The 12,326-nt window shown below is 56.1% G+C and carries 9 protein-coding genes; all 9 read left to right on the top strand.

Translation table 11 applies throughout. From position 1 onward, the window contains the following. The first annotated feature begins 115 nt into the window (after positions 1-115). The 9 genes from sdhC to sucD all read left to right on the top strand — a co-directional run bounded on the left by sdhC (position 116) and on the right by sucD (position 11,440). On the top strand, positions 116-490 hold the full coding sequence (sdhC, locus tag M0G74_RS08320; protein ID WP_160153137.1) for a succinate dehydrogenase, cytochrome b556 subunit: 375 nt from the start codon (positions 116-118) through the stop codon (positions 488-490). Beyond that, positions 484-852 (top strand): succinate dehydrogenase, hydrophobic membrane anchor protein, encoded by a 369-nt coding sequence (sdhD, locus tag M0G74_RS08315; protein WP_160153138.1) that lies wholly within the window; start codon positions 484-486, stop codon positions 850-852. The genes sdhC and sdhD overlap by 7 nt, the downstream gene beginning before the upstream one ends. 3 nt (positions 853-855) lie before the next feature. Further along, entirely contained in the window at positions 856-2,628 is a 1,773-nt protein-coding gene (sdhA, locus tag M0G74_RS08310) for a succinate dehydrogenase flavoprotein subunit (protein WP_248216128.1), read from the top strand. An 18-nt stretch (positions 2,629-2,646) separates the two neighbouring features. Then, a complete protein-coding gene (locus M0G74_RS08305) occupies positions 2,647-3,351 on the top strand; it encodes a succinate dehydrogenase iron-sulfur subunit (protein ID WP_160153140.1) in 705 nt (234 codons plus the stop codon). A gap of 198 nt (positions 3,352-3,549) precedes the next feature. Next, entirely contained in the window at positions 3,550-6,375 is a 2,826-nt protein-coding gene (locus tag M0G74_RS08300) for a 2-oxoglutarate dehydrogenase E1 component (RefSeq protein ID WP_248216127.1), read from the top strand. A 41-nt stretch (positions 6,376-6,416) separates the two neighbouring features. Beyond that, positions 6,417-7,619, top strand: coding sequence for a 2-oxoglutarate dehydrogenase complex dihydrolipoyllysine-residue succinyltransferase (odhB, locus tag M0G74_RS08295; RefSeq protein WP_248216125.1), 1,203 nt, complete (start codon positions 6,417-6,419; stop codon positions 7,617-7,619). Between the two features lie 185 nt (positions 7,620-7,804). Beyond that, positions 7,805-9,247: a dihydrolipoyl dehydrogenase gene (gene lpdA / locus M0G74_RS08290; protein ID WP_160153143.1), complete on the top strand. Its 1,443-nt coding sequence runs from the start codon at positions 7,805-7,807 to the stop codon at positions 9,245-9,247. Positions 9,248-9,398: 151 nt separating this feature from the next. Next, positions 9,399-10,565, top strand: coding sequence for an ADP-forming succinate--CoA ligase subunit beta (gene sucC / locus M0G74_RS08285; protein ID WP_248216123.1), 1,167 nt, complete (start codon positions 9,399-9,401; stop codon positions 10,563-10,565). 2 nt (positions 10,566-10,567) lie between these two features. Next, positions 10,568-11,440: a succinate--CoA ligase subunit alpha gene (gene sucD / locus M0G74_RS08280; protein ID WP_160153145.1), complete on the top strand. Its 873-nt coding sequence runs from the start codon at positions 10,568-10,570 to the stop codon at positions 11,438-11,440. The last annotated feature ends 886 nt before the right edge of the window (positions 11,441-12,326 follow it).

The following is a 12,326-nucleotide window of genomic DNA, read 5'->3' as shown; positions in this document are numbered from 1 at the left end:
AAGGCCACTTTGTTCAAGACCTCTACAGGTTGCGCATAAAGTGATCGGCAAGCTCGCCCAGACCATAGAAAATTAACGGGCGCCCCGTCTTTCAGGGCAACAAGGTGTTTTTCCTGTGAACAAAAACAGACCTGTCAATTTAGACATATCTACTATTAAGCTCCCCGCGCCAGCGTTGGTCTCCATTCTTCACCGTATTTCCGGTGTGGTGCTCTTCGCTGTGGTTGCACTGCTATTGTGCATGTTGGATTCCAGTCTGGAGTCCGAGCAGGGTTTCAATAAAGTAGCTGAGTTTTTTACCAGCGTTCCAGCCAAGCTCATTTTGTGGGCTTCCCTCGCTGCGCTCATCTACCACCTGATCGCGGGTGTGCGTCACCTGATTATGGATCTGGGTGTTGGTGAGAGCCTGGAAGGTGGTCGCCGCGGCGCCGTCATCGTGCTGGTGCTTTCCGTTGTACTTATTCTGCTGGCGGGGGTCCTGATATGGTAAAGGCAGTTACAGGTTTTGGTCGTAGCGGACTTTACGACTGGTTCATTCAGCGCGTCAGTGCCGTAGTGCTGGTGGCTTACACCCTCTTTATAGTGGGTTTTATTTTCCTGTCCAAAGATTTCGGTTACGCAAGTTGGTCTGCACTGTTTGAGCAGCGCTGGGTGCGCGTGTTCAGTCTGGTTGCCCTGATCTCCACAATTGCCCACGCCTGGATCGGTCTCTGGTCCGTGATTACTGACTACCTCACCAACCGTATGATGGGCGGCAAAGCGACCGTTCTGCGCATTCTGGTTGAAGTACTGCTAGGCGCGGTTGCCGTGTTCTACGCCGTGTGGGGCATTGAAATTCTGTGGGGTGTGTAAGTCATGTCGAATATGCGAACAATAACCTTTGACGGTATCGTAATTGGCGGCGGCGGCGCGGGTATGCGCGCGGCCCTGCAGATGGCCCAGTCTGGTTTCAAGACTGCGGTAATCACCAAAGTATTCCCGACCCGTTCGCACACGGTATCCGCCCAGGGCGGTATTACCTGTGCGATCGCCAGCGATGACCCCAACGACGATTGGCGCTGGCACATGTACGACACCGTCAAGGGTTCCGACTATATCGGTGACCAGGACGCGATCGAGTACATGTGTTCCGTAGGCCCGGAAGCCGTGTTCGAGCTGGAGCACATGGGCCTGCCGTTCTCCCGTACTAAAGAAGGACGCATCTATCAGCGTCCGTTCGGCGGCCAGTCCAAGGACTATGGTCGCGGCGGCCAGGCGGCACGTACCTGTGCGGCAGCTGACCGTACTGGCCACGCACTGCTGCACACCCTGTATCAGAACAACGTCAAGCACAACACCGTATTCCTGAACGAATGGTTCGCGGTGGATCTGGTGAAGAACCAGGACGGTGCCGTTGTTGGTGTGATCGCCATCTGCATCGAAGATGGTGAAGTGGTGTTCATCAAGTCCAAAGCCACCGTATTTGCTACTGGCGGTGCTGGCCGTATCTTCGCTTCTACTACCAACGCACACATCAACACCGGTGACGGTGTGGGTATGGCCCTGCGTGCCGGTATGCCGGTGCAGGACATTGAAATGTGGCAGTTCCACCCCACCGGTATCGCCGGCGCTGGTGTACTGGTCACCGAAGGTTGTCGCGGTGAGGGTGGCTACCTGATCAATAAGGACGGCGAGCGTTTCATGGAGCGCTACGCGCCCAACGCCAAAGACCTGGCTTCCCGCGACGTTGTTGCCCGCTCCATGGTTCTCGAGATCCTGGACGGCCGCGGCGCTGGCGCCAACGGCGACCACGTTTTCCTGAAGCTGGATCACCTGGGTGAAGAGCTGCTGCACAGCCGCCTGCCGGGCATCTGTGAGCTGGCCAAGACCTTTGCCCACGTGGATCCGGTGAAAGAGCCGATCCCGGTAGTTCCGACCTGTCACTACATGATGGGTGGTATTCCCACCAACGTACACGGCCAGGCCCTGACCCAGGACGCTTCCGGCAATGACCAGATCATCGATGGCTTCTACGCCTGTGGTGAGGTTGCCTGTGTGTCTGTTCACGGTGCCAACCGTCTGGGCGGAAACTCCCTGCTGGACCTGGTGGTCTTCGGTCGCGCTTCCGGCCTGTTCATCGAGAAGGCCCTGCGCGAAGGTATCGAAAACCGCGAAGCGTCCGAGTCCGATATCGAAGCGGCCATGGCGCGCCTGAATCGTTTGGAAACCACCAACGACGGTGAGAAGGCGGCTGACCTGCGCACCGAGCTGCAGGGTGTGATGCAGAACCACTTCGGTGTATTCCGTCGCGGCGATTACATGGCCGAAGGCGTGAAGAAACTGGAAGGCCTGCGTGAGCGTATCGCCAACGTGCGTCTCGAAGACAAGTCCCGCGCCTTCAACACTGCCCGTATCGAAGCGCTGGAACTGCAAAACCTGCTGGAAGTGGCCGAAGCGACGGCGATCGCCGCCGAAGTCCGCACCGAAAGCCGCGGCGCCCACGCCCGCGAAGACTTCCAGGAGCGCGACGACGAGAACTGGCTGTGCCACTCCATGTACTTCCCGGCTGAAAAGCGTGTCGGCAAGCGTGCGGTTAACTTCGCACCGAAAACCGTCGATACGTTCGAGCCGAAAGCACGTACTTACTAATTCGGGAGCGGAAGCAATATGTTGAAAGTAAGCATCTACCGTTACAACCCGGAAACCGATTCTGCCCCTTACATGCAGGATTACGAGCTGGACACCCAGGGCAAGGACCTGATGGTTCTGGACGTGCTGGAACTGCTGAAAGCGGAAGACCCGAGTCTCTCTTTCCGTCGTTCCTGCCGTGAAGGCGTGTGCGGTTCCGACGGTATGAACATCTCTGGCAAGAACGGATTGGCATGCATTATGCCGATCTCCGAAGCAGCGCCTAAGGGCAAGCTGATTCTGCGCCCGTTGCCGGGCCTGCCGGTTATCCGCGACCTGGTTGTGGATATGGAGCAGTTCTACACCCAGTACAAGAAGATCGAGCCGTTCCTGCAGAACAGCACACCGGCGCCCGCGATCGAGCGTCTGCAGTCCCCGGAAGAGCGCGAAAAGCTGGACGGCCTTTACGAGTGTATTCTCTGTGCCTGCTGTTCCACGGCGTGTCCGTCTTTCTGGTGGAACCCCGACAAGTTCATTGGCCCGGCCGGCCTGCTGCAGGCTTACCGCTTCCTGGCGGACAGCCGCGATACCGCCACCGATGAGCGCCTCGGCAAACTGGATGACCCCTTCAGCGTATTCCGCTGTCACGGCATTCAGAACTGTGTGAACGTATGCCCCAAGGGACTGAATCCCACCCGGGCCATCGGCCATATCCGCAATATGCTGATAACCCGCGCTGTATAGACAGTTTGAGGGCCTGATAAAATCGGGCCTGGGGTTACCCACCAAAATAATCACAATTAAGCCGACAGCAGCGCAGGTGTCAGGCTTATACGAAAAAGGGGAGGTGTCTTTTCAGCACCTCCCCTTTTGTGAGTGAAAAGACAGGAAAGAGCGGCGCAGTATTTCAAGGGTGCGCGCCGACAATTGAGGTAGGCATTAATGCACGAAAGCACTATGGAGGAGCTCTGGCGCACTTCGCATATCTCCGGTGGCAACGCCGGCTATGTGGAGGAGCTGTACGAGACCTATCTGCACGACCCGAATGGTGTACCGGAAGAATGGCGCAGTTATTTTGACAGTCTGCCGCGGGTTAATGGCGGTGACGTCTCACATGCCGCCATTCGTCAGCATTTTGAATTGCTGGCGAAAAACCGTACCCGCCCACTGTCCGCTCCCGGCGCCGGTTCAGCCAATGTCGAACACGAGCGCAAGCAGATTAAAGTTCTGCAACTGATCAACTCCTACCGTCACCGTGGCCACAAAAAGGCCAAGCTGGATCCGCTGGGTATCATGGCCCGCGAGCAGGTGCCGGATCTGCAGCTGAATTACCACGGCCTGACCGAAGGCGACTTCGACACCACTTTCCAGACCGGCGACCTGTTTTTCTGCAACGGTGAAGCCACCCTGCGCGAAATTGTTCAGGGCCTGGAAAATACCTACTGCGGTAACCTGGGTGCGGAAATCATGCACCTGTCCAACCTGGACGAGCAGCAGTGGTTCCAGCAGCGCCTTGAGCGCAGCCAATCAAAACCCAATTTCGGCAATGAGATCCGCACCGAGATTCTGCAGCGCCTATCTGCCGCGGAAGGTCTTGAGCGCCACCTGGATTCCAAGTACCCGGGTACCAAGCGTTTCGGTGTAGAGGGTGGTGAGAGCCTGATCCCGCTGATGGACGCGCTGATTCGCCGTTCTGGCACCTACGCGGTAAAAGAAATCGTGATCGGCATGGCCCACCGCGGTCGCCTGAACACACTGGTCAATATTCTGGGTAAAAACCCGTCGGACCTGTTTGAAGAGTTCGAAGGTAAGAAAACCCTCGATACTTCCGGCGACGTGAAATACCACCAGGGTTTCTCTTCCAACGTGATGACGCCCGGTGGCGAAGTGCACCTGGCGCTGGCCTTTAACCCCTCGCACCTGGAAATCTGTGCGCCGGTGGTTGTCGGTTCCGTACGTGCCCGTCAGGACCGCCGCGGTGACAGCACCGGTGAGAAGGTGATGCCGATCAATATCCACGGCGATGCGGCCTTTGCCGGTCAGGGCGTGGTGCAAGAAACCCTGCAGATGTCCCAGACCCGTGGTTACTACACCGGCGGCTCTATTCACCTGGTACTGAACAACCAGGTGGGCTTCACCACCAGCAAGCGCGAAGACGCGCGCTCCACTGAGTACTGTACCGACGTTGCGAAAATGATCGACGCTCCGGTACTGCACGTGAACGGCGACGACCCCGAAGCGGTGGTGCTGGCCGGCCTGCTGGCGGTGGATTACCGCTACGAGTTCAAAAAAGACATCGTCATCGACCTGGTGTGCTACCGCCGTCGCGGCCACAACGAGACCGATGACCCCTCCGGCACTCAGCCGCTGATGTACCAGACCATCCGTAAGCACAAGACTACCCGTACTCTGTACGCGGAAAAGCTGGTTGCTGAAGGTGTGCTGGACAAAGCTGCCGCGGACAAGCTGGCGAACGACTATCGCGACAAGTTGGATCGCGGCGAAGACGTGGCTACCGGCCTGGTAAAAGAGCCGGACGAGTCCATGTTTGTCGACTGGCGTCCGTACCTGAACCACGAGTGGACGGTTGAAGGTGACACCAGCTTCCCGATGAAGAAGCTGAAAGATGTGGCCAACCGCATGACCACGGTGCCCGATGGCATTGTTATGCAGCGCCAGGTTGCCAAAATTTACGAAGACCGTCGCAAAATGGCCGGTGGCGCGCTGCCCCTGAACTGGGGTATGGCAGAAACCCTGGCCTATGGCACCTTGCTGGAAGAGGGCTATATGGTCCGCTTCACCGGTGAGGACGTCGGTCGCGGTACCTTCTCTCACCGCCACGCCGTAGTACACAGCCAGAAAGATGGGCAGAGCTACGTGCCGCTGCAGCATATGTACGAAGGCCAGCCGGCGTTCGATATCTATGACTCCCTGCTGTCAGAAGAAGCCGTGCTGGCGTTTGAATACGGCTACGCCACTACCACCCCGAAATCCCTGGTGGTTTGGGAAGCGCAGTTCGGTGACTTCGCCAACGGTGCCCAGGTCGTGATCGACCAGTTCATCACTTCCGGTGAGCACAAGTGGGGCCGTATGTGTGGCCTGGTGATGCTGCTGCCGCATGGCTACGAAGGTCAGGGTCCGGAGCACTCCTCCGCGCGCCTGGAGCGCTTCATGCAGCTGTGTGCCGAGCACAACATTCAGGTATGTAACGCGACCACTCCGGCTCAGATCTTCCATCTGCTGCGTCGTCAGGCGGTGCGCCCGATGCGTCGCCCGCTGGTGATCATGAGCCCGAAGTGGATCCTGCGTCACAAGCTGGCTACCTCCAGCCTGGACGAGCTGGCCAAGGGCCAGTTCCACAATGTGATCCAGGACGAGGGTGTAGATCCTGCCAAGGTCAAGCGTCTGATCATCTGCTCCGGCAAGGTCTACTACCATCTGCTGGAAGCGCGCATGGAGCGCGAACAGGAAGATGTGGCATTTGTGCGTCTGGAGCAGCTTTACCCCTTCCCGGACGACGAGTTCCTGGCTGCGGTTTCCGCATTCAAGAACATCGAAAGCGTCGCCTGGTGTCAGGAAGAGCCGATGAACCAGGGTGCCTGGTACTCCAGCCAGCACCACCTGCGTCGTCTGCTGAATGAAGCACATCCAAAGCTGGAGCTGGAATATGTCGGCCGCGCAGCCTCCGCTGCACCGGCGGCGGGCTATATGTCCACGCACCTGGAAGAACAGAATACGTTCATCAATGAGGCGCTGACTGTCAAATAAGGCAGCAGTACAACGAAGAGCAATCTCAGGAAACAGGAACAATGACCATCGAGATTAAAGCGCCAACTTTCCCGGAATCCGTTCAGGACGGCACTGTAGCCACCTGGCACAAACAACCGGGTGAAGCCGTGTCCCGCGATGAACTGATCGTGGATATTGAAACCGACAAAGTGGTGCTGGAAGTTGTCGCACCGGCAGACGGCGCCATCAGCGAAATTATCAAGGGCGAGGGTGAAACCATCCTGTCCAATGAAGTAATTGCTTTGTTTGAAGAGGGTGCAGGCGGCAGCGCTGGCGCTTCCTCCGAAGCGGCCCCGGCGGCAGCAGCGCAAGCGGAAGCACCGGCTGCCAGCGGCGAGAAAATCGCTATGCCCTCTGCCAAGAAAATGGCGGCAGAAAAGGGCGTGGATCTGGGCGCTGTTGAAGGCACCGGTAAAGGCGGTCGCGTACTGAAAGAAGACGTGATGAAAGCGGGCTCTGCGCCGGCTGCCGCGGCGGCTCCGGCTGAAGCAGCGGCTCAGGTTGCGGTTGCACCGGGTGAGCGCGTAGAGAAGCGCGTGCCCATGACCCGTATGCGCAAGCGCATCGCAGAGCGTCTGCTGGACGCGTCCCAGTCCACCGCCATGCTCACTACGTTCAACGAAGTGAACATGAAGCCGATCATGGACCTGCGCGCCAACTACAAAGACCTGTTCGAGAAGACCCACAACGGTACTCGCCTGGGCTTCATGGGCTTCTTTGTGAAGGCCGCGGTAGAAGCGCTGAAGCGTTACTCCGCCGTGAACGCGTCCATCGATGGCAACGACATCGTTTATCACGGTTACCAGGACATCGGTGTTGCGGTTTCCTCCCCGAAAGGTCTTGTAGTACCGATCCTGCGTGGTGCCGAGAACATGGGCCTGGCGGACATCGAAAACAACATCCGCGATATGGGTCTGCGCGCCCGTGACGGCAAGCTGTCCATCGAAGAGATGACCGGCGGCACCTTCACCATCACCAACGGTGGTGTATTCGGATCCCTGCTGTCCACCCCGATCCTGAATCCGCCGCAAACGGCAATTCTGGGTATGCACAAAATTCAGGAGCGTCCGATGGCGGTCAACGGCAAGGTAGAAATCCTGCCGATGATGTACCTGGCGCTGTCTTACGATCACCGCCTGATCGACGGCAAGGAAGCGGTTGGCTTCCTGGTTGCAATCAAGGAAATGATCGAAGACCCTGCACGCATCCTGCTGGAAGTGTAAGCAGTTCGAGTATTGGAGATAGGGCGGCTGGACTTTCCTGTACTGCGCAGTCGCCCGGAAAAATGAGCCAGCGTTTACGCTGGCATCAACGGCAGCAAGACCGTCTCAGGGAAAGCCGGGCAGACCCCCGGTTATGCGGCAATGAACGTCGCATACGTTGAATCCACACAAATTTGGAACGGACCATGTCAGAAAAATTTGACGTAATCGTAATCGGCTCTGGCCCCGGTGGTTATGTAGCCGCAATCCGCGCAGCTCAGCTGGGCCTGAAAACTGCCTGCGTCGAGAAATGGACCAACAAAGACGGCAAGGTCGTTAACGGCGGAACCTGTCTGAACGTAGGTTGTATTCCTTCCAAGGCGCTGCTGGACAGCTCCTGGAAATACCACGAAGCCAAAGACTCCCTCGACGTACACGGCATCGACACCGGCAAGGTGAAGATCGACGTCAAGAAAATGATCGAGCGCAAAGAAGGCGTTGTGAAGCAGATGTCTGGCGGCATCTCCGGCCTGTTCATGGCCAACAAGGTGACCTCCATTGAAGGCACCGGCAAACTGCTTTCCGGCAAAAAAGTGGAAGTCACCGACCACGATGGCAAAACCACTACGTACGAAGCAGAAAACGTGATCCTGGCTTCCGGTTCCGTGCCGGTAAACATTCCGCCGGCACCGGTAGACAACAAGATCATTGTTGACTCCACTGGCGCACTGGAATTCACCGAAGTACCCAAGCGTCTGGGTGTGATTGGTGCGGGTGTGATCGGTCTGGAACTTGGCTCCGTGTGGAACCGTCTGGGTTCCGACGTTGTGGTACTGGAAGCCCTGGACAGCTTCCTGGCCATCATGGACCAGCAAATCGCCAAAGAATCCCAGAAGATCTTCAAAAAGCAGGGCCTGGATATCCGCCTGTCTTGCCGTGTAACCGGCAGTGAAGTGAAAGGTAAGGAAGTTGTCGTTACCTATCAGGACAAAGACGGTAAAGACCACCAGGAAACCTTCGACAAGCTGATCGTGTGTGTGGGCCGTCGCCCCTACACCGAAGGTCTGCTGTCTGAAGACGCTGGCGTTAAGCTGGACGAGCGTGGCTTCATCTACGTCAACGACCTGTGCATGACTTCTGCACCGGGCGTATGGGCGATCGGTGACGTGGTGCGCGGCCCGATGCTGGCGCACAAGGCGTCTGAAGAAGGCGTGGTGGTTGCCGAGCGCATCGCTGGCCAGAAGCCGATGATGAACTACGACGTGATCCCGAACGTCATCTATACCCACCCGGAAATCGCTGCGGTTGGCCGCACCGAAGAACAGGTGAAAGCCGACGGCGAACCCTACAACGTAGGTGTATTCCCGTTCCTGGCGGTAGGTCGTGCAGTAGCGGCGAACGAATCTGGCGGTATGGTGAAAATTATCGCTCACGCAGAAACCGATCGTGTACTGGGTGCCCACATTGTGGGTCCAAGCGCATCCGATCTGGTTCAGCAGGTGGCGATTGCCATGGAATTCGGTTCCAGCGCGGAAGATATCGGTATGACCGTATTCGGCCACCCGACTTTCTCCGAAGCAGTCAAGGAAGCAGCGCTTGCTGTTAACGGTCACGCCATCCACATGGCCAACCGCAAGAAGCGCAAGTAAGCGAGCTGTTTTACCGGGGCGGAAATCAGTTTCCGCCCCGGATTCATTTCAGGGTTCTGGTTTTGTAACGAAGCAGCCTCAGAACCTTGTCTAAAGGTGCAGAGCAATCTGCAATTGGTAAACACATTTCAAATGTGAATTGGTATTGACTATGAACTTGCATGAGTATCAGGGCAAACAACTGTTTGCAGCATACGGATTGCCGGTTTCCAAAGGCATCGCAGCGGAAACCCCGGCAGCAGCAGCAGCGGCAGCAGACGAAATCGGCGGAGACAAGTGGGTTGTTAAAGCCCAGGTACACGCTGGTGGCCGCGGTAAAGCGGGCGGCGTTAAGCTGGTAGACTCCAAAGCGGAAATTGAAGAATTCGCCAAGAAGTGGCTGGGTAACAACCTGGTAACTTATCAAACAGACGAAAATGGTCAGCCGGTTTCCCGTATCCTGGTTGAAAGCTGCACTGACATCGATCAGGAACTGTACCTGGGTGCAGTACTTGACCGCGCTACCCGTCGCATCGTTTTCATGGCCTCCACCGAAGGCGGTGTTGAGATCGAGAAAGTTGCGGAAGAGACCCCGGAAAAAATCCTGAAAGCCATCATCGATCCGCTGGTAGGCGCTCAGCCTTACCAGGGGCGTGAGCTGGCGTTCAAACTGGGCCTCGAAGGCGACCAGATCAAGCAGTTCACCAAGATCTTCCTGGGCCTGGCCCAGATGTTCAAAGAGAAAGATCTGGCCCTGCTGGAAATCAACCCGCTGGTAATCACTCCAGAGAAAAACCTGCACTGCCTCGATGCGAAAATCGTTATCGACAGCAACGCACTGTACCGCCACCCGGACCTGCGTGAAATGCACGACCCGTCTCAGGAAGACGAGCGCGAAGCACACGCAGCCAAGTGGGACCTGAACTATGTAGCACTGGATGGCAACATTGGCTGCATGGTAAACGGTGCTGGCCTGGCCATGGGTACCATGGACATCGTCAACCTGCACGGCGGCAAGCCGGCCAACTTCCTGGACGTTGGTGGCGGCGCGACCAAAGAGCGCGTAATCGAAGCGTTCAAAATCATCCTGTCTGACGAGAACGTTAAAGCCGTTCTGATCAACATCTTCGGCGGCATCGTTCGCTGCGACATGATCGCAGAAGGCGTAATCGGCGCTGTGAAAGAAGTTGGTGTAAAAGTACCGGTTGTTGTACGTCTGGAAGGTAACAACGCAGACCTGGGCGCTAAAGTTCTGAGCGAAAGCGGCCTGAACATTATCGCGGCCACCAGCCTGACCGACGCGGCAGAGCAAGTGGTTAAAGCTGCGGAGGGTAAATAATCATGTCAGTACTGATTAACAAAGACACTAAAGTAATCTGCCAGGGCTTCACGGGCTCCCAGGGTACTTTCCACTCCGAGCAAGCGATTGCTTACGGCACCAAAATGGTTGGTGGTGTAACTCCGGGTAAAGGCGGCCAGACTCACCTGGGCCTGCCGGTATTCGACACCGTAAAAGAAGCGGTAGAAGCGACCGGTGCAGAAGCGTCCGTAATCTACGTACCGGCGCCTTTCTGTAAGGATTCCATCCTGGAAGCAGCCAACGGCGGCATCAAGCTGATCGTGTGCATCACCGAAGGCATTCCTACCATGGACATGCTGGACGCCAAGGTTAAGTGCGACGAGCTGGGCGTACGCCTGATCGGCCCGAACTGCCCGGGCGTGATCACTCCGGGTGAGTGCAAAATCGGCATCATGCCGGGCCACATCCACAAGCCAGGTAAAGTGGGCATCGTTTCCCGCTCTGGTACTCTGACTTACGAAGCCGTAAAGCAGACTACCGACCACGGCTTCGGCCAGTCCACTTGTGTGGGTATCGGTGGTGACCCCATCCCGGGCTCCAACTTCATCGACATTCTGGAAATGTTCCAGAACGACCCGCAGACCGAAGCCATCGTTATGATCGGTGAGATCGGCGGTTCCGCTGAAGAAGAAGCGGCTGCTTACATCAAAGCAAACGTCACCAAGCCGGTTGTTTCCTACATTGCTGGTGTAACCGCTCCTCCCGGCAAGCGTATGGGCCACGCCGGTGCGATCATCTCCGGTGGTAAAGGCACTGCCGACGAGAAATTTGCTGCTCTGGAAGACGCCGGTGTTAAAACCGTTCGCTCCCTGGCGCAAATCGGCGACGCACTGAAGGAAATCACTGGCTGGTAATCACCAGTTATTGCTTTCGAAGAAGCCGCCCTTTGGGCGGCTTTTTTTATGTCTATTGATTTTCCGTTTTCCGTTTTCCGTTTTCTGAGGTTTTTTGCGCCATTGCCCGCGAGCTTGATAAATAAACGCCCGGGGTGCATGATCAGATCCGTTATATTTCATGTTAACCTTAAGGAATGAGGATAAAAATACTATGAAAAAATCTTCGATAGTGGTTACGGTGGTGCTTCTCGGGCTAATCCCCACCATTTACGCTCCCATACTTTCGCGCATAAATAGCAGCAGTTTTCTTTTCGGTCTTAGCTCGGATTTTTGGGCCGGCTTTTCCATGAGTGCAACACTGGGAATAATGCTTTTGCTTATAGGTATGCTTTTTACTAAACCGAGAAAGTCCCCATAGTGTCCTGAAATATGGCGAGAGCCGGCAGTTTTTGTTGGCCTCCCACTGGGCGCTCAAAGCTTCGCACTGGTCACCCCGATGTGATACAGACATCATTAGCCAATGATTTCCAAATTAATTCCTGCGGCTTTGCTCTAAGTCTCTCTTTTGGTTCGCGTTAAAAGTGCTTGGTTGACCTGAGTTTGGGTTGCCATAACGCGAATTTTACAGGCCGTTTCTTTTGACTCTCATTGCTGATGTTTCTTGATAATTAGCATTTTGCGTATCAGCTGGAGTCATATCAAACTCGATAGGGAAATCAAAATTATGAAAGGAAGCTGCTCATGCGGTCAGGTTCAGTACCAGGTGAAGTGTCTGGATAGTGCAATTCAGCATTGTTCTTGTAAAACGTGCAGAAAATCGCATGCGGCCGCATTCAATTCGGCGGCAGCGGTTTTAAAGGAAAATTTTAAGTGGGAAAAGGGTGAAGATAATCTGTCGGGTTAT

It is taken from the genome of Microbulbifer sp. CAU 1566 (assembly GCF_023156515.1).
In the GTDB taxonomy this organism is placed as follows: Bacteria; Pseudomonadota; Gammaproteobacteria; order Pseudomonadales; family Cellvibrionaceae; genus Microbulbifer.
The sequence above is the reverse complement of the archived record's forward strand: the minus strand, read 5'-3'. Positions and strand labels throughout refer to the sequence as shown.

Bases quoted from the DNA above. Each gene is read 5' to 3' on its own strand.
- sdhD (WP_160153138.1), top strand. From the start codon at position 484: ATGGTAAAGGCAGTTACAGGTTTTGGTCGTAGCGGACTTTACGACTGG.
- sdhA (WP_248216128.1), top strand. From the start codon at position 856: ATGTCGAATATGCGAACAATAACCTTTGACGGTATCGTAATTGGCGGC.
- M0G74_RS08305 (WP_160153140.1), top strand. From the start codon at position 2,647: ATGTTGAAAGTAAGCATCTACCGTTACAACCCGGAAACCGATTCTGCC.
- M0G74_RS08300 (WP_248216127.1), top strand. From the start codon at position 3,550: ATGCACGAAAGCACTATGGAGGAGCTCTGGCGCACTTCGCATATCTCC.
- odhB (WP_248216125.1), top strand. From the start codon at position 6,417: ATGACCATCGAGATTAAAGCGCCAACTTTCCCGGAATCCGTTCAGGAC.
- lpdA (WP_160153143.1), top strand. From the start codon at position 7,805: ATGTCAGAAAAATTTGACGTAATCGTAATCGGCTCTGGCCCCGGTGGT.
- sucC (WP_248216123.1), top strand. From the start codon at position 9,399: ATGAACTTGCATGAGTATCAGGGCAAACAACTGTTTGCAGCATACGGA.
- sucD (WP_160153145.1), top strand. From the start codon at position 10,568: ATGTCAGTACTGATTAACAAAGACACTAAAGTAATCTGCCAGGGCTTC.